Here is a 16,485-nt window from a genome sequence, read left to right on the forward strand (position 1 = left end):
CGGCCAGCCTGATTACTGCCTACCGTGGGCGTCCATCGCCGACCTTACTGCAAAGTTGCGAGCGGCGCAGACTGTCCAGATAAGGCGACCAGTTCTTCGAACGCATAGGCCTTGTCGCCGAAGCGCTTGCCGAAGGTCCGTGCGAGTCGGCTGGAATGGCCCGACCAGTGGGTCTTATGCCGATATCGGCATAAAGGGCATAATGCCGTAACCCTGATTATGCCGCATGGCGTTGGCTAGGACTTGTTTTTCGGCCATCCGCCATGCGGCACCTCGGCATAATCAGAGCCCTTCGAGGAACGCGAGGAGCTGATCGTCGGGTTTGAACCGACCTGTCGGCACGTCCGGAGCAGCGACGCGCGCCAGTGCCTTTTCCTTTAAGCGCATGTCGGCGTGGATGTAGACCTGCGTGGTCTCGACCGATTCATGACCCAGCCACAGTGCGATCACGGCCTGATCGACACCATGGTGGAGCAAGTCCATCGCGGTGCTGTGGCGCAAGGTATGCGGCGTGACCCGCTTTGCGCCGATGCTCGGACAGGTGCGCGCTGCCGCCAGGCAATGCTTGCGTACCAAATGTTCGAGCGCATCGCGGCTTAGCCGTTCGCCACGGATCGACGGGAACAGTGGTCGATCGCTGTTGCCATGCTCCCCAATCCATACCTTCAGGATCTTGGCGGTTTCCCGCCTGATCGGTGTGGACCGTTCTTTTCGTCCCTTTCCTACGCATCGGACGTGGGCGCCGGTGCCGAGCACAACATCCCGGTATCGCAAGCTGATCAGCTCTGATGCCCTGAGGCCCGTTTGCAGCGCGAGCAGCAACAAGGCGTGATCGCGCTTTCCGGCCCATGTCGAGCGATCCGGCACGGCCAGCAGTGCCGCGATTTCGTCTGCGGTCAGGAACGTGACCGCGCGCTTAACATAGCGTTTGTTAGGCATGGCAAGGATGCGCTGGCAGTTCAGCATCCATGTTGGATCGGCCATCGCCACATAGCGGAAGAACGAACGGATCGCCGCGAGCCTGGTGTTACGGCTACGTGCACAGTTGCCCCGTGCTGTTTCGGTGTGGACCAGAAAGTCGGCAACCAGATCGACGTCGATATCTTCGACCGTGATAGCGACTGGTCGTTTGCCAAGGCGCGAACCGGCATAGCGCAGCAACAGGCGGAACGTGTCGCGATAGCTCGCGATGGTATGATGGCTTGCTTCCATCTGGACGCACAGTCTGTCGGTGAAGAAGCGTTGGATCAGCGCTGGCAAAGTCATGGAGGTCATCGCTGCGCCTCCCAACCAATGCGCGTGGCGCGTGCCATCGCCAGCTCGAGCAGTTCGGGCACCGCCTCAATGTACCAGAACGTATGGTCGGGGCTGGCATGGCCAAGCCAGGTCGTCAGCCTGATCATCTCCCGCGCCGGATCCTTGCCCATACGATACCAGTCGATCATGGTGCGAACTGCGAAGGTGTGGCGAAGGTCGTGTATGCGTGGTCCTTTGCCGTGCCGCTTGAACCGTGAGTATTCCCGCAACCCGATCGCTCGACTTACTCGTGCGAAGCTGGCTCGTGCCGACCATTCGCTGAGCCGGTCCCCATTACATCTGACAAAGAGGGGGGTGGATGCTCGACCAAGCAGCCGATTACGTTCTGTGGTGTAGGTGATCAACCGGTCTACGACAGTCGGGTCGAGTGGCAGCAGGCGCTCCTTTCCCAGCTTTCCGTGCCTGACACTCAGCACACCGGTTGCAACATCGAGGTCGCTCGTGTCGAGCGCCAGCGCTTCGCTGATCCTGAGCCCCGTTACCGCGATGAGGCCGAAGAATGTCGAACACGTCAGCCCCCGCATTCCGTAGGTGGAAGGCAGTTCGCTGGCGGCTGCGATAATGTCACCGATTTCGACTTTGCTGTAGATGTATGGCCGTTTGCGGATTGTGCGATCCGGCAACAACCCGCGCGGCGGCGCTTCATGCGCCAAGTCGACACTGCTCAACCAAAGAGCGAACAACCGTACCATACCGAGCCGAGCGGACCGGGTGGACGACCCGGCAGCAGGCTGACTTGCGTCCCAGCGCAGGAACAGGTCAGCGTCGATATGCTGCGCACCCGCATCGTCGGCAAAGCGGATAAAGCGGCGTAGCACCCGTTCGGAAGTCCTGAGATCATAGCCGAGGCTACGGCGAACGGCGAGATAGCGGTCAAGCTGGCTGGCGAGGCTCATTGTGCACCTCCCGCGACGGGCCAGGGCTGGGCAATGGATCGCAAGCCTTCGATCTCAAGCCGGGCGTAGATCATGGTGGAACCGCGCGACCGGTGGCGCAGCATGTCGCCGACCTCGTCGAGTGAAGCGCCACGATTTATGAGTTGCGTGGCAAGGCTGTGGCGTAGAACATGCGATCCCACATAGGGCGTAGCGGGCTTCTGACCGGTCGCATCGAGCGCATCCTTGATGATAGCGTTGACGATCTGGCTATCCTTGAATGGTCGATGCGGAGCGCGCTGGGTGACGAACAGGGTCCGGCAGTCAGTCGGTCCGCGCTCCTCCCTCAGATACCGGCTTAGGGCTTCACCGACCTCGGCGGTGATGGGCACACGGTCATGCACTTTGCCTTTGCCGCGCACAGTCAGTTCGCCTGAACGCCAGTCGATATCGTCGAGTTCGATCCTGGTGATTTCCGGCGCGCGAAGCCCAAGCCGTGCCATGATCAGGAGCATCGCATAATCGCGAACGCCGTGCCGGGGATTTCGGCGAACCCAGTCAAGCACGGCTTCGACGCCTTCGGGCGACAGATGTCGGGGAAGGCGCTTGTCGCGAGCCATCGCTGCTTTGGGCACGCTTAGGGCAAGGTTGGTCGCGGTGACGCCTCGTGCGAACAGGTACTGGAAGAACGTGCGCAGATGCGTCACTGCACTCTTGTCTCGGTATGGCCGCCCCCGCGACAGCAAGTGTTGAACGAACCCGACGGCGTCAACGGGTCGTAAACTGGTCAGGTCGAACATGTCCGCACCAAAGCGGTGGTCCATGAAGCGGTTGGCAAAGCGGAGCGTATGGTGGATGCTGCGCGGACTGAGGCCGCGCTGTTTGGTGAGATAGGTTTCGAAGTCGGCCAGCAGTTCGGCGCGGGCGACCTCAGCGGGAGTCGGTGCAACCGGCTTGGCAACGCATATCTCGATCAGGTGCGCAGCGAATTTGCGCCCCAGGCTGTAAAGGCGGATCGTTCCTGTTCTCTGCGGCTCTGCTGCCCGACCCAGCTTTTCCGCAAGATCGGGCGTCAATGCCGATGGTGCAATGCCAGCCTCATCCATTGCCAGTCCAAATCTGCGGATCAGATTTCGGTATTCTTTGATCGTGGCGTGTTTGTAGTTCGCCTCGGCAAAGCAGCGCATGAAGCTGTCGATGTACGGCTCAATGCAGGTTTTGGTGATTATCGTCATGGTTTTCGTGCTCCATAGGGTTGGAGCGCGATCCGGGCCTTGTCGTCGCCCTGACTGCAAGATTATCAGTTGTGTTGGTTTCAGATATGCGGAGTGGGCATGAAGCAGAAGACCAAGGTTTTGGGTGATGCAGCCGTAAAGGCGTTGATCGAGAAGTACGACTGCCCGGTGCCATTCCACGAAGTGCGCACCCGGCTTCTGGGCAATATCGCAACCCCGGAGCTATCGGCCTCGCCCTTGCAGATGATTCAGGATTTATGGGGCGGTGAGTTGCCCGTGTTCGACAGCGTGGACGAAGCCAACGAATTGATTGGTGCTCTGATCGACGGCCTTTGGAATGGGCTGACCCGGCACCAGAAGCGTAGTCAGCCATTCAGGCTGACACGTGTGTCGATGGACCCAACTGCTGCAAATCTCGGACACTACGGGCTGATCCGTCTTGAGGAACTGGATGGCTTCATCGAAGGTCTGTTCAACGGTCATGATATCATCGATCTACCCGAACGTGCTCATGGCGCGATCGGCCAACTTGCCGAGCTCCGTGCGATGATGGGCGGTATCTGCGAACTCGTGGAACGTGACCCCAATGCGGATGATCGCACCCAGCTTGACACGACATTCAAGCACCTGCGCGAACTGACCAAAATCATGGAGACCGAAATCCACGAGACTGTGCTGGCTTGCACTCGTGCACGGCGACAGATGCTTGAAGGCATTCTCACCGAGAAGCCGACGGTGCATTGATCCAATGTCCGAGGAACGTCTCCGCGAGAAGCTGCGCAAGATCGAAGCTCTCTATGCCGGCGCCACGACCGCCGGCGAGCAAGCCGCCGCAGGTGCCGCTGCGGAACGCATTCGCCGCCAGTTCGCAACGGCCAGCAAACAAGAACGTGCCGAGGAGTTCAAGTTTTCAATTTCTGACCCCTGGTCACGACAGCTCTTCATCGCTCTGTGCCGCCGCTATGGCATCAAGCCATTTCGCTATGCGCGCATGCATCGTCAGACGGTGATTGTTCGCGCGCCAGCGAGTTTCGTTCGGATGACGCTATGGCCAGAGTTCGAGGAACTGAGCCAAGCCCTGACCTCGCATCTGGATGAAATCACGCAGAAGATCATCAGAGAAGAAGTGCACGAAGCCACGCAGGATGCGGAAGAAGTGAGCGAACCGCGTCAGTTGCGCTGAACGTTCCCACATTCCAGCGGATTACCTCCCAGGCACCAGGAATATGCCGAAGCGGCACGTCACCAAATCGCGGAAACACGAGATCCTACGATGCCATGCGGCATAATCCGGGTTACGGCATTATGAACCGTCTCGTGGCAACGCGTGGACGCATAGTGATCCATGCTGCGGAAGGCCGTTCGGTTCGGCAGCTGGATATGATCGAAGGTCGGTGTGAAGTAGGCTTGGTTTCCGCCATGGCGAACGTCGGCAGGGATTCCCGTGAAGAAGGCGTCGATCGCCGCCTGCCGCTCGGACGGGATCAGAGGCTGCTCCGGTTCGTCAGAGGGGTAGAAATAGGCTGGAAGACCGTCGATCTGATCGGCGTTGAACACGATGTAATGGCGCAGGAACCGGATGCTCCGCTCCACTTGCTTGCCGGTTTCGGGGTGCTCCTCACGCTTCTTGAACGAGGAATAATAAACCGAAAGCGCGCCGGTTTGACCCTTGCGGACGTGCCCGCCTAGCGTTTCCGCCTGGCGCCAGGTCATCCAGTAACGCGAACGATAACCCTGGGCATCGCCGAGCGCCCAGAGATAAAGCGTATTGATGCCCTGATACGGCGTGCCGCAATGACGCAGCGGGCGTCCGCCCGCCCCGTTCAGCCGCCAGGGCCTCGACCAGGGCGGAACACCCTCCTCGAGCTTGCGGATGATGAGGTCGGTGATTTCGGCGGCGACATCGCGGCTCGTGCGTTTCGCAAGGGACATGGCGCTTCTCCGTGCGGAAGGGGAAAAGGCCGCCGGCACGGGACCACGCGCCGGCGGCAAGGCATCCAGGAGAAAGCGGCGTCAGGCCGCGAGAGCGTCCTGATCGGGCGATTCCGCTTCGATTTCGCAGGCACCGGACACTGTCTCGTCGACGCCAGCCACGCCAACCTCTTCGGCATCCTCGGGCTCGACGATCGCCTGCTCTTCAGGATCGCCTTCGGCGGGTTCGAGATCGTCCGCCTCGGTCTTGTCGAGGAAGCGCATGGCGTCGGGCACCCAGGCAAGCGCCGCGTCCCGGACCTCGGGCTCGACGATCGCTTCGCCCGCGAAGAGCTTCGCGCACGATTCCGAGATCTCCGACTTCTTCATCGTCGCGTGGCGCGCGGTCAGCGCCGCGCCGCCGACATCGGCGAGCAGCGTCAGGATCGAGCCCTTGCTGATGCGGTCGAAGAAGTTCTCGGATGTCGGCCGCCACCAGCTTGCGACATCGACATCCATGATCGTCGCCAACCGGTTGTGGAGCGGACACTGCTCGGCGCGGTAGCTCGCCTTCGCTTCGAGCGACATCGCCACGATGTAGGCGAGCCAGGCCGCCTTGCTGTCGTCGTCGAGCGCCCGGAACGCCTCGAACCGGTCGACCTCGGACTTGTGCTCCAGCCAACTCGCATCGAGCCCGTCATGGGCTTCGGCGAGATAGCCCCGCGCGCGGGTCGTCGGCTGGTCGCCACTCACCGGATCCTGCGGCGAGCGAGCGCGAATGGTCGAGCCATAGGCGCTGAACGTGCTGGCGCGATCGTCAATCATGACGAAGAGCGCATAGTCGAGCGCCAGGGCCGGATGGCTGAGCAGGGTCGCTGCGAGCACGTCGCGCCGCTGCATCGCCAGCTCATCGTAGAGCCGGGCGCTGAGCGGCTTGCCGCCCGGGGCGATCGCTTCGGGCGGCGGAGCAGGCGGCGTGTAGCTGCCGCCCGGGCCGGTCGAACCGCCACCGCCGGCACCATCGCCGTGGTCGTCCTCGCCGTTTTCATCAGCGCCGCCGATGCTGACCGGTTCCTCGCTATAATATTCGGTGTCGAGGACCATCTCGCCTCTGGGCGTCAGCTTGAGAAACGCGCCGACGAGCGGCTTGATCTCGTCAGGCAGCACCGGCGGGATGTTGTGGAGCGCGTGTTCTTCCTCGGACAGGGCATCATATTCCTGGTCGAGCGCCTTGTAGGCATCCTCATCGATGGTCTCGTCATCCATCTCCTCGGCGATGGCTTCCTGCCGCTGTGCAATCGCATCGAGGCGGGCCAGCTGCGCCTCGGTGAAATCAGGCTGCGGCAGGATCACCCGGTAGAGGCCGGTCGCCGCGCTATGCGTGTAGTTCGACGCAATCGGCCGGATCCAGGCGAGACCGAGTTCCTCGCCGATCCGCTTGGCTTCCGCTTCCATGATGTCCGCGGCGAGCCGCTGCGCGATCTCGGGGTTCACCCACTTGTCGCCGCTGTCGCTGAAAAGGTCGCGGTCGATCTTGCCGCCAGCCTCGGCATAGCGGTCCTCGCCGACCAGGATCGCGACCGGATCGGTCGACTTCATCGTTTCGTTGGCGATGACGCGGCGGATAGTGTCGGCATTGGCATAGCTGGTGCCGTAGCTGTTCCAGACGAGAAGCTGCTTCTCCTGGTTTTCGGTCGAGGCATAGGCCTTGGCGACGTCCAGCGTGATGGTGCCTTCGCTCAGCGCCTCGAAGATGGGCTCGGCCAGGGTCGCGAGCCGCAGGCGGCCCTCGACGAACCGACGGGTGAGGCCGAAGCGCTTGGCGACACCGTCGATATCATTATTGAGACCGATGAAATACTGGAACGCGCGGCATTCCTCGGCAGGCGTCATCTTGAGCTGATGGAAGTTGGCCGCGGTCGAGGTCTCGGACAGGGTCGCCTCGTCGCCGACGAGAACCTTGACGGGAACATCGTAGGTTTCAGGGTCGATGGTGCCGCGCTCGGCGAGCATGAGCAGACCGCGCAGGCGGCGACCGCCATCGAAGACCTCGAAAGTGCCGCGCGGCTTTTTCACAGGCGTGACGAGCAGGTTCTGGAGTACGCCGCGAGCTTCGAGATCGGCGGCCATCTGCGGTATTTCCAGCAGGTCGTCGGGCCGCCTGCGGACATTGATGGGAGAAAGCGTAAGCTTCGAGAGCTTAACGGTCGTGGTCATCGGAGGAACTCCTTCTGGCATCCGGATCAGCCCGGACACCAGCATCACTCCCCCTTCCCTCTCGAACCCCGGGGCGCCCCGTGGGCGTGGCTTTTTTCCGCCGGACAACCTACATTGTCTTCTCTTCCGGCCTCGAAAGAATATGATCTGCGGTGACCTCCACGACGCTCCGTTTGAACATGCCGCAATGGCAGGGTGGCGATGAACCCGCCTATAGCTTTGGTTCCGAATTGTTGCGCTGGCTTGCCCCGCCGCATGACGGCCCCGAGGAAACCGTGGCGGTTCCGGAACCGGACGGAAGCTCCCCGCCGGTTAGCCGTGGCATCAAGTGGTGCGCCGCCCTCTTGTCTCAAGCAAGAGCGGCGCGCGAAGCCATCGAGCGGCATGCGCCCGATCGGATCGTGACGCTTGGCGGCGACTGCCTGGTCGATCTTGCGCCGATGGCGTATCTAAGCCGCAGATATGGTGAAAAGCTGGGCGTTCTCTGGCTCGATGCCCATCCCGACGTGATGAGCGCTGCCGAGTTTTCGCACGCCCATGCCCATGTGCTTGCCCTGCTGCTTGGCCGGGGCGACGAGGCTTTCACGGCAGAAGTGCCCCGCAAGCTGGACGCCCGGCGTGTGATGATCGCCGGCATGCAGGGATGGAACGCGGATGAAGACCTGATCCTGAAGGAACTGGGCATCCGGCATATCCCGCCAGCCGTCCTTGCTGACAGCAGCCGGCCGATCCTCGACTGGATCGAGACCGAGGGAATCACGCATCTTGCGGTACATTTCGACCTCGATGTCCTCGATCCGGCTCATTTTTCTCCGCTGCTGTTCAACAGGCCGGGCATGCCGGAGGGGGCCTTCGATGGAATAGAGCAAGGCCGTATGCAGCTGGACCAGGTGGTGCGCCTGTTGAAAGAGATCGGCGCGGCAGTGGATATGGTTGGCCTTGCCATCGCCGAACATCTGCCATGGGACATGCTGCGCCTGAGAAACAGCCTTGCCGAGTTACCCATCATGAAATCATGAAACTCACTGTGGGCTGAAACCGCCCCGAGTTTCGGAATACCAATGGCGCACCACTCGCGAAGCTATCCTCGCCGCTTTGGACACGCCCTCCCCCCGATCTCGAGGTAAACGTCGTCACCGCTACGCGATGCTTCACAATCTGAATGTGACGGACTTCTCCTGTGAGAGCGGCGCTGACCGCCGATGAGACGTCATTAGAGGGTGTCAATGACCAACGAAACCCGCAGTGCCGACTGTTTCGGTGACATCTCGTGCTTGATGCAGAATGCACACCAGCTGCGCTTCGTCATTCAGGATCGGAACGGACACCGTCTGCCAATAGCGCTCGAGAAACCGGCCATCGGAACCCCGCAGGTCATAGCGCTGTGCTTTCATGGCATGCTGGCGCCGTCCCTGTGCCGCGATGCGGATGGAATCAAACAAGCCTGCGACGCCGGTTGCATCCTCAAGATCCGGATTATCCGGAAAGACGTCAAAGAGCCTTTCTCCGGCCACTCTGCTGCGCTCGGTATAGGTGATGGCAGTATGCGCATCGTTGACGTCGAGGATTCGCATACCAGCCCTCGGATCGATGATCATCGTAGGCTGGGTAGAGGTCTCCGTCAGGCGTTGAAAAAGGCTCCGATCACATGATGATAGCGCGCCAAATTCAATAGGATATCTCTGCACGCCAAGTGCGGCGGCGTTGAGCAATGCAAGCTCGCGTTGAATTGAACGGATCTGCTGCAGCAGATAGCTGCGCTCGGTGTCGGCAACGTCTGCGCCCAGGCAGGCCCTGAATTTCTTCAAGTTTTCGTGCAGGATGAAGCGTTGCACATTACCCCCTAAGGTTTCAATTGTGCCTCGGATCTATGAACTTCTCCGGTCCCGAGAAGTTTCCCCGACTCGCTGGCATCTGCAACGCAATAAATACACTGAATGACCTCTGAGCACAGGAACGTCTCCGAGCCATAGTGGGTAAAGGATGACCACATGATTCGCCCAGCGAATGTCTGTCTGGGCCTTGTGAATGGCGGCGGCGGGCGCATTGTCCCGCCACTCCCCGGCCGATCGCAAGATAGGGAAATCAAGTTCTGCAATCTCGATCCGGCGCACTTCATGGCCTGCCGCCTCGCCGCCCGCCGCATAGGCATCCGCAAGCGCATGAACGTACCGGGTCCCGTTTGGGTCGGGATGCCCATCGATAATCGTGATGCGGGTCATGACATCTCCTGAATCCGCCATCCACGCATCGTCGTGCAATTGGGATTATCCCGGAGTGTCGGTGGCGACAGGCACCGGCCAGCCGAGATGAAATCACTTGAGCTATGAGGGGGAGCGTTTCTTCCTCGCAAGAGTCGGGAAACTGGCGGAGGAACCCTGATTACAATACATGCGACTGTGCGGAACGCATGGCCAATAGCTCTGCGGCCATGTTGGGGGTGTTCTCCCATGGGGCACTACACAAACGGAGGATCGCGGTGACCCAGAGAATATCGCCGCTTTCGAGGGGGGAAGAGTTTTGAGCGATTTTCGTTTCCTGCATGCCGCCGACATTCATCTCGACAGCCCGCTCCATGGCCTGTCGAGATATGAAGGTCTGCCCGAGGACGACATAAGAGGAGCCACCCGCGCGGCTTTCGACAATCTGGTACAACGCGCCATCGACGAAGATGTCGATTTCGTCGTGATCGCTGGCGACCTCTTCGACGGTGAGTGGAAGGACATGAGCACCGGCCTCTATTTCGCCCGCGCCATGGGCCGCCTGGATCGGGCCGAAATCCCGGTGTTCCTTCTCGCCGGCAACCATGATGCCGCCTCCGTCATCACCCGCAGCATTCCCTGGCCGCCCAATGTCCGCCTGTTCAGCGCGCGCCGACCGGAAACCCATCTGCTTGCCGAGCTCCAGGTCGCGGTCCACGGACAGAGCTTCTCGACACCGGCTGTCACCGACAATCTCGTTCCGTCCTATCCCGCCGCTGCGGAGCATCACTTCAATATCGGGATGCTGCACACCGCGCTGGCAGGCCGGAAGGGCCACGCCGATTACGCGCCCTGCAGCCTGGATGATCTCAAAGCCAAGCAATACGACTACTGGGCGCTCGGCCATGTCCATCAACACGAGATCGTGTGCGAGGCGCCTCATGTCGTCTTCCCGGGCAACATCCAGGGTCGCACGATCCGCGAGACGGGCCCCAAGGGCGCGGTGATCGTCACCGTGGAGGATGGTCAGGTTTCCTCCATCGATCGATTGGATCTGGATGTGATCCGCTGGCTCGCGGTCGATATCGACTGTACCGACGTGCCGGCCGATAGCATTGCGGAACGCATGCGCTCGGCGCTTCTTGAAGCGTGGCAGCACGGCGGCGATGGATTGCCGCTCGTTACGCGGCTTGTGCTGACGGGCGAGACCGACAGCGCCGGCGCGCTCATCGACAGCGCCGCGGACCTGCGCGACGTCGCGCGCGCCGTGGCCGCTTCGATCTCGCCCAATCTCTTCATCGAGAAAGTGAAGCTGCTCGTGACGAAGCCCGCCGCCGCCGGTGAGGTGATTGTCGGCGACGATCTCGCTGCCTTGATCGATCGGGCCGCCACCGATCCTCAACTGCACGAACTGCTGGCCGCGGACCTTGCGCCCTTCCTGCTCGCGGCGCAGAGCCTGCTCCCCGATGCCGACGAAGCGGACCTTCGCCGCTATGCCGGCGACGGCAAGTGGGACGCGGTCATCGGAACCGCCGCCCAGGCGCTCCGCTCGCGTTTGACGAAGGGGGACTGAGCGATGCGGTTCGCCACCCTGTCACTCGAGCGTTATGGTCGTTTCGAGGATTGCGAGCTTTCCTTTCGCCAAGGCGAGCCCGATCTTCACGTGGTGTACGGCGCCAACGAAGCGGGAAAATCGACCTCGCTTGCGGCGGTCTCCGATCTGTTGTTCGGTTTCCCGGCACGGTCTCCCTACAACTTCGTCTACGACTACGCCCTGCTGCGCGTTGGGGCCGTGCTCGAGGACGAGGGGCACAGCTTCGCTTGTCGCCGCAAGAAGGGGACGGCCGGGACACTGATCGATGCCGAGGATCGTCTCCTCGACGAAGCTATGCTGCTCGCCATGCTGCGGGGGCAGACGCGCGAGACATTCGCACTCTCCTTCAGCCTCGACCAGGATGGCCTGCGAGCGGGCGGGCGGGCCATGGTCGAGGCCCGCAACGACCTGGGCCGAGCCCTCTTTGCCGCAGGCTCCGGGCTCACGGGTGTTGCGGACGAATTGGCTCGCCTCGAGAGCGAAGCCGATGCGATCTGGGGACAACGCGCCGCGGCGAGGCGGAGCTTCACGCAGGCCCAACGCGATTTCGAAGCGCAGACCCGAGCAGTCCGGGACCAGGCCCTCAAGCCGAAGGCTTGGCTCGATGCCAAAGGCGCGGTCGCGGACGCCCAGCAGATGCTCGAAGAGGTTCAGCGGCGGCGCGACGAAGTTCTTGCCGAGGTCAGCCGCCTCGAGCGCATCCGCCGGATTGCGCCTGCCGTCCGTCTTCGCAGCGACCATCTCGCGGCGCTTGCCGCCCACATGGATACGATTGATATCGGGCCGCAGCGCGAGCACGCCGCCGAAGCGGCAATGGCCGAGATGGAGGCCGCTTCGCGTGCAAGGGCCGCCGCGCAGAATCTGGTGAACGAAGCCCGGGCACAGATCGAGGCGCTTTCTCCTGATCCGTCGGTCCTCGCCCACGACGCCGAAATCGACGCGCTGATCGCTTCGTCGGGCGCGGTGACAAAGGGTCAACAGGACTTAGCGCGTCTGAGCGAGGAGCGATCCGCATCGGGAGGTCTTGTCGCCCGGCTCCGCGCCGAAGCCGGCGCGCTCGCCTCCGATCCCCCCACCCGGATCGTAAGTTCCAGACTGCGCGAAATCGCGCTCGGTCATGCCGAGGATCTCGCGGCGCTCCGGCAGATCGACGAGAGTGAGCAGGACCTGGCTGAAAGGCGTGTCGCGATCGAGCGGAAGATTGCGGATCGCCCCCAAACAGGAAATCTGACCGCGATCGTAACGGCGATCGACCTTGCCAGGACCCTCGGGGCCGATGCGGACGCGCGCTGCGAACTGGCGCAGCGCAAAGCCGACCGGGCCGCGGCCAGCCTGGACGTGGCGCTCGCTCGGCTCACGCCCTGGAGCGGGGACGCATCGGCCCTGGCCGCGCTTCCCAGACTGGCACGGCACGAAATCGAAGACGTGCGATCCGTCCTTGCCGAGGCCGAGACCGATCTGCAGCGGGCAACAGACGCCGCTTCGCGCGCCCGCGAAGAGGCCGAGGCGCTCTCGCTCGAAATGGAGCAGCTCTCGTCGGGCGCTGCGGTGGCTGACGAGGAGATCACCGCGGTTCGAAGCGAGCGCGACGCGTTCTGGCGACCGCTGCGCGCGCACATGCGGCAAGGCATGGCCCTCCCCTCCCCTGATGAAGCTGTCGATGCTTATGAGACGGCAGTCGCTCGAGCAGATGAACGCGGAGATGCCCGCTACGCCGCCGCCGACGAGTCGAGCCGTCTGACGGTCATGGGTCAACGCCGGACCAGGCTCCTTCTGGCCGCTGACCAGGCGGACACGCGCGCGCAGGCGGCAAGCGATCGTCGCGAAAGCGCGCTGACGGGCTGGGCACGAAAGTTGGCGGAGGCGGGCTTTCCGGCGTTGGAGCCCAATCGGTTCCTCGGTTGGGTGTCCGAGCGGGAAACGGCTGAAGCAGCACATCAGGAGGCAATCGATGCCCACGACGATGCCAGGGCGATCGTTGCGCGGCGCAATGAATTGCGTGCCAGCCTGGTCGCCGCCCTCGCAGACGAGTCGGTGCCCAAGGGAGAAGACCTCCTGCCGCTGCTCGCCTTCGCCACACGGATTCGGCAAGCCGGCGAGGCGGCCGCCGAGCAGCACAGACTCGACGAGGCCGCACTCGTACAAATCGGGCAGGATGCGGAAGGTCTGCAGCGCCGCCGCACGCGTGTCGATGAGAGTATGGCGACGCGGATGGAGGCCTGGCGCGCGCTGCTGGTCGAAGCGGACATCGATCTCGACATAGCCAGCGCTCCGGCAACTCTCGACGTCCTGGACGAGCTCAGAGCCGCGATTGCCGCGCAGCGAGACCTGCAGACACGCATCGACGGCATAGCGAGAGACGCGCGTGAACATGACGAAAGCGTTGCGGCCCTAACCGAAAGGCTGGGGATTGCCGCCTCGGGCGGCGGAGTGACGCTACTCGAAGGGATGCGGGCCCGGCTCTCGGCGGCGCGCTCGACCGCAAGCGTCCTGGAGGCACTCGAGGAAAGCATTGCCGGCCGAAGCGCTGAGATGGCGGCCGAAGACGCACGGCATGCTGCGGCCTGGGCTTCGCTGACCGCGCTTCTGGAGGAGACGGGCGCTACCGACCTGCAGGGCCTGGGTGCGGCCATCGAGCGTTCGCGAGCAGCGCGCGCCCTGCGCCACGCGGTCAGCGAAGCGGAAGCCGCGATCGTCGCGGCGGGCGACGGCAAGGGACTGGATGAGCTTGTCGCGTCCCTGGAAGACGTCGATGCTGACGGTCTGGCTGTCCGAATCCAGTCGCTCTCGGGGCAGCTGACCCAGCTCAACGATGAGGTTGCCACTGCCGCAAGCGCCCACGGCGATGCCAGGAGAGTCTTTGCCGGTCTGGAGGCGCAAAGCGGCTCGTCCGCCGACGCGGCCTCGGATGCCGAGCAGGCCCGGGCCGAGCTCGCTGTTCTTGCCGAAGATTTTATCCTGAAGCGAACCGAGGCCGTCACGCTACGCTGGGCGATTGAACAATATCGCGAGCGCCATCAGGATCCCATGCTGCTGCGCGCAAGCGAGATCTTCCGCCGGCTGACGATCGGGCGGTATGCGGCGCTGCGGATCGACAGCGACGGACCCAATTCACGGCTCCTGGGGTTGCGCGACGATGGCAGGACCGTGGTGGACGTCGGGGCGATGAGCGAGGGAACCACGGACCAGCTCTTTCTCGCGCTTCGCCTCGCAGCTGTCGAGCAATCCATCGCGGCCGGTGTTCGCCTGCCCTTCCTCGCGGACGACTTGTTCGTCAATTTCGACGATGAGCGTTCCGAGGCCGGTTTCAGGGTGCTGGCGGAACTCGCGCGATCGACGCAGGTGCTGTTCTTCACCCATCACCCCCATCTGGCGGCGATCGCCCGATCTGTCGTCGGCGAAGACCTTCACTCGGAATGCTCCCTGGCCTGAGACAGCCGAGCGACCTTCAGATCAAGCCGCCCTGGACTGGCTGTTCGAATCCGGAACGCGCTGCTCCGACACTCTTTCGGCGCTTTGTGTACGCAACCTGCAGCGGCACCTGTCCTCGTCCCATTCGATGCGCGCCAGCGAATATCGGTGCCGCTGGCAATTGCCCGACGGCTTCGATCTAAGGCCGCATGACGTGGCGGAGGCTGCGGAAATGCGGCAGCGGGTCAAGGACGCCTTGAAGGACGGCAAATAGCGGAGCGCGGCCTCCAGCGCCTTCGCCCGGTTCTCGACTCCACGGCTCCCCAACTTGCGTTTTCTCGTCAGTATGATTATATTTTAATCGGACTGATAACAGGTGATAAACATGGCGACCGAGACGAAGGTATTGACCGCGCATGTCCCTCTGGGGCTCGCGGAAAAGGTTGAAGCAATGGCCTCGCGACTCGAACGCTCGCGCGGCTGGGTGGTGAAGCAAGCGCTCGCCGCCTGGGTCGATCAGGAGGAGGAGCGTCACCGGATGACGCTCGAAGCCCTGGAGGATGTCGATGCCGGACGGGTGATCGACCACCAGGCGATCACGGCATGGGCCGACAGCCTTGGGACGGACAAGCCGCTACCCTCGCCGGTCAAATGAAGATCCAGTGGACCAGCAAGGCGTCGTCGGACCTTGTGCGACTGCACGAGCATCTGGGTCCGGTCGCCCCCGAAGCGGCGGCGCGCGTGGTCCAGCAACTCGCCCACGCACCGGATCGGCTGATCGATTATCCGAGGATCGGCGAGAAGCTGGAAGCCTATGAGCCGCGCGAGGTCCGCCGGATCATCGTCGGCAACTACGAGATGCGCTACGAGATCGCGGCCGGAACGATCTTCATACTGCGCCTCTGGCATTGCCGCGAAAACCGCAACTTCGAATCGGAGCAGTAGCGAGGATGCGATCGACCACCGCCGCAGTCGCTTCTATCCTCAGACCAGACCGAAATCCTGAAATTCAACCTGCCGCAGTCGGCCGGACAGCCATTTCAGAGTAGCTCTCACGGGTTCCGCCAGTCCCGGTTGACCGACGATGGCACCAGGAATGTGGTCGGCTTCGATCCGCTGAAAAACTTGCACTTCGGCTTCACGGTCGGTGGGAAAATGGGGTGCGAGGTCTCGCCTCTCCTCTTCGCCGCCAGCGAACCTCGGCTCGCTCACGCACAAAATCGAAACAGAGACGGCGTCTTTGTTTCCGTCCAATCGGCCGTAATCACTGGCGTATGCCAAATGATCGGCTGCTGCCAGATCGCGGCGCGGCCATAAGCCATGCTTCACGACCCCAGTGAGATTCGCAGCTTGGGTGAAATGCAGCAGGAACCGCACGTCGCGGTCCAGGGCGATCGAGCGGATATGCGTCCTGCGGGCCTCGTTCATCGCAATGATCCCATAGACGCCTCCAATACCTCCGCCCAGTCTTTGACGCCGCGCGGCGCCATCCACGTTATCTCAAGACCGGGCCGAGCATATCGCAACGCCGCGCGTGCCGCCGCCAGTTCACCTTCGGCGTCATTGTCGACGGCGAGGATCAAGGATGTCAGACCTTGCGGCAGCAGGATCTGATCGAGACGCCGTGCACCCAAGCTCGCCCAGCAGGGAGCTCCTTGAATGAGGGTGAAGGCCCGCGCGGTTTCGAAGCCCTCGGCAAGCGCCAGGCAAGAAGCCGCCCGCCC

At 62.6% G+C, this 16,485-nt stretch carries 15 protein-coding genes and 2 pseudogenes; 7 read left to right on the forward strand and 10 right to left on the reverse strand.

The genetic code is table 11. The features are described from left to right. Nucleotides 1-44 precede the first annotated feature (44 nt). The 4 genes and pseudogenes from B5X82_RS26500 to B5X82_RS23515 all read right to left on the reverse strand — a co-directional run. Nucleotides 45-173: pseudogene (locus tag B5X82_RS26500) on the reverse strand (zincin-like metallopeptidase domain-containing protein); the annotation flags it as partial. 109 nt (nucleotides 174-282) lie between these two features. Further along, nucleotides 283-1,275: a tyrosine-type recombinase/integrase gene (locus B5X82_RS23505; protein ID WP_020818724.1), complete on the reverse strand. Its 993-nt coding sequence runs from the start codon at nucleotides 1,273-1,275 to the stop codon at nucleotides 283-285. After that, on the reverse strand, nucleotides 1,272-2,213 hold the full coding sequence (locus B5X82_RS23510) for a tyrosine-type recombinase/integrase (RefSeq protein WP_020818723.1): 942 nt from the start codon (nucleotides 2,211-2,213) through the stop codon (nucleotides 1,272-1,274). Before B5X82_RS23510 ends, B5X82_RS23505 begins: the two co-directional genes overlap by 4 nt. Next, the gene (locus B5X82_RS23515; RefSeq protein ID WP_020818722.1) at nucleotides 2,210-3,427 is read right to left on the reverse strand and encodes a tyrosine-type recombinase/integrase; all 1,218 of its coding nucleotides are present in this window, start codon (nucleotides 3,425-3,427) and stop codon (nucleotides 2,210-2,212) included. The genes B5X82_RS23510 and B5X82_RS23515 overlap by 4 nt, the downstream gene beginning before the upstream one ends. Nucleotides 3,428-3,526: 99 nt before the next feature. Here B5X82_RS23515 and B5X82_RS23520 point away from each other — a divergent pair, with 99 nt between their 5' ends. Together B5X82_RS23520 and B5X82_RS23525 are read left to right on the forward strand one after the other, a co-directional pair. Further along, on the forward strand, nucleotides 3,527-4,171 hold the full coding sequence (locus tag B5X82_RS23520) for a hypothetical protein (RefSeq protein ID WP_021222981.1): 645 nt from the start codon (nucleotides 3,527-3,529) through the stop codon (nucleotides 4,169-4,171). A gap of 4 nt (nucleotides 4,172-4,175) precedes the next feature. Further along, complete coding sequence (locus tag B5X82_RS23525) at nucleotides 4,176-4,610, forward strand: hypothetical protein (RefSeq protein WP_020818720.1); 435 nt, start codon at nucleotides 4,176-4,178, stop codon at nucleotides 4,608-4,610. Nucleotides 4,611-4,732: 122 nt separating this feature from the next. Here the strand turns inward: B5X82_RS23525 and B5X82_RS23530 are convergent. Both B5X82_RS23530 and B5X82_RS23535 read right to left on the reverse strand, forming a co-directional pair. After that, nucleotides 4,733-5,359: pseudogene (locus B5X82_RS23530) on the reverse strand (ArdC family protein); the annotation flags it as partial. Between the two features lie 81 nt (nucleotides 5,360-5,440). Then, nucleotides 5,441-7,555 (reverse strand): ParB/RepB/Spo0J family partition protein, encoded by a 2,115-nt coding sequence (locus tag B5X82_RS23535; RefSeq protein ID WP_020819396.1) that lies wholly within the window; start codon nucleotides 7,553-7,555, stop codon nucleotides 5,441-5,443. 152 nt (nucleotides 7,556-7,707) lie between these two features. Here B5X82_RS23535 and B5X82_RS23540 point away from each other — a divergent pair, with 152 nt between their 5' ends. Beyond that, complete coding sequence (locus tag B5X82_RS23540; RefSeq protein WP_021222983.1) at nucleotides 7,708-8,574, forward strand: arginase family protein; 867 nt, start codon at nucleotides 7,708-7,710, stop codon at nucleotides 8,572-8,574. 204 nt (nucleotides 8,575-8,778) lie between these two features. On the opposite strand, the gene B5X82_RS23545 is transcribed toward B5X82_RS23540, so the two are convergent. Then, nucleotides 8,779-9,390, reverse strand: a complete 612-nt coding sequence (locus tag B5X82_RS23545; protein ID WP_020819394.1) for a PAS domain-containing protein — start codon at nucleotides 9,388-9,390, stop codon at nucleotides 8,779-8,781. Between the two features lie 33 nt (nucleotides 9,391-9,423). Further along, a complete protein-coding gene (locus tag B5X82_RS23550) occupies nucleotides 9,424-9,798 on the reverse strand; it encodes an NAD(P)H-dependent oxidoreductase (RefSeq protein ID WP_328588205.1) in 375 nt (124 codons plus the stop codon). Between the two features lie 277 nt (nucleotides 9,799-10,075). Here B5X82_RS23550 and B5X82_RS23555 point away from each other — a divergent pair, with 277 nt between their 5' ends. The 4 genes from B5X82_RS23555 to B5X82_RS23570 all read left to right on the forward strand — a co-directional run bounded on the left by B5X82_RS23555 (nucleotide 10,076) and on the right by B5X82_RS23570 (nucleotide 15,706). Further along, complete coding sequence (locus B5X82_RS23555; RefSeq protein WP_020819392.1) at nucleotides 10,076-11,329, forward strand: metallophosphoesterase family protein; 1,254 nt, start codon at nucleotides 10,076-10,078, stop codon at nucleotides 11,327-11,329. Between the two features lie 3 nt (nucleotides 11,330-11,332). Then, nucleotides 11,333-14,782 (forward strand): ATP-binding protein, encoded by a 3,450-nt coding sequence (locus tag B5X82_RS23560; RefSeq protein WP_020819391.1) that lies wholly within the window; start codon nucleotides 11,333-11,335, stop codon nucleotides 14,780-14,782. A gap of 364 nt (nucleotides 14,783-15,146) precedes the next feature. After that, complete coding sequence (locus B5X82_RS23565; RefSeq protein WP_020819389.1) at nucleotides 15,147-15,416, forward strand: CopG family ribbon-helix-helix protein; 270 nt, start codon at nucleotides 15,147-15,149, stop codon at nucleotides 15,414-15,416. Next, the gene (locus tag B5X82_RS23570) at nucleotides 15,413-15,706 is read left to right on the forward strand and encodes a type II toxin-antitoxin system RelE/ParE family toxin (protein WP_020819388.1); all 294 of its coding nucleotides are present in this window, start codon (nucleotides 15,413-15,415) and stop codon (nucleotides 15,704-15,706) included. The genes B5X82_RS23565 and B5X82_RS23570 overlap by 4 nt, the downstream gene beginning before the upstream one ends. 39 nt (nucleotides 15,707-15,745) lie before the next feature. On the opposite strand, the gene B5X82_RS23575 is transcribed toward B5X82_RS23570, so the two are convergent. Next, on the reverse strand, nucleotides 15,746-16,189 hold the full coding sequence (locus B5X82_RS23575; RefSeq protein WP_020819387.1) for a hypothetical protein: 444 nt from the start codon (nucleotides 16,187-16,189) through the stop codon (nucleotides 15,746-15,748). Next, nucleotides 16,186-16,485: toprim domain-containing protein (locus B5X82_RS23580; RefSeq protein WP_079650776.1), on the reverse strand; the 300-nt coding region annotated here is incomplete at its 5' end. The genes B5X82_RS23580 and B5X82_RS23575, both read right to left, overlap by 4 nt.

Source organism: Rhizorhabdus histidinilytica (assembly GCF_900167915.1).
GTDB classification, from domain to species: domain Bacteria; phylum Pseudomonadota; class Alphaproteobacteria; order Sphingomonadales; family Sphingomonadaceae; genus Rhizorhabdus; species Rhizorhabdus histidinilytica.

What these genes read in the sequence shown, in the direction of transcription:
- B5X82_RS23515 (WP_020818722.1), bottom strand. Translation starts at nt 3,427, where the DNA reads ATGACGATAATCACCAAAACCTGCATTGAGCCGTACATCGACAGCTTC.
- B5X82_RS23575 (WP_020819387.1), bottom strand. Translation starts at nt 16,189, where the DNA reads ATGAACGAGGCCCGCAGGACGCATATCCGCTCGATCGCCCTGGACCGC.
- B5X82_RS23570 (WP_020819388.1), top strand. Translation starts at nt 15,413, where the DNA reads ATGAAGATCCAGTGGACCAGCAAGGCGTCGTCGGACCTTGTGCGACTG.
- B5X82_RS23535 (WP_020819396.1), bottom strand. Translation starts at nt 7,555, where the DNA reads ATGACCACGACCGTTAAGCTCTCGAAGCTTACGCTTTCTCCCATCAAT.
- B5X82_RS23565 (WP_020819389.1), top strand. Translation starts at nt 15,147, where the DNA reads ATGGCGACCGAGACGAAGGTATTGACCGCGCATGTCCCTCTGGGGCTC.
- B5X82_RS23550 (WP_328588205.1), bottom strand. Translation starts at nt 9,798, where the DNA reads ATGGCGGATTCAGGAGATGTCATGACCCGCATCACGATTATCGATGGG.
- B5X82_RS23520 (WP_021222981.1), top strand. Translation starts at nt 3,527, where the DNA reads ATGAAGCAGAAGACCAAGGTTTTGGGTGATGCAGCCGTAAAGGCGTTG.
- B5X82_RS23505 (WP_020818724.1), bottom strand. Translation starts at nt 1,275, where the DNA reads ATGACCTCCATGACTTTGCCAGCGCTGATCCAACGCTTCTTCACCGAC.
- B5X82_RS23560 (WP_020819391.1), top strand. Translation starts at nt 11,333, where the DNA reads ATGCGGTTCGCCACCCTGTCACTCGAGCGTTATGGTCGTTTCGAGGAT.
- B5X82_RS23525 (WP_020818720.1), top strand. Translation starts at nt 4,176, where the DNA reads ATGTCCGAGGAACGTCTCCGCGAGAAGCTGCGCAAGATCGAAGCTCTC.
- B5X82_RS23510 (WP_020818723.1), bottom strand. Translation starts at nt 2,213, where the DNA reads ATGAGCCTCGCCAGCCAGCTTGACCGCTATCTCGCCGTTCGCCGTAGC.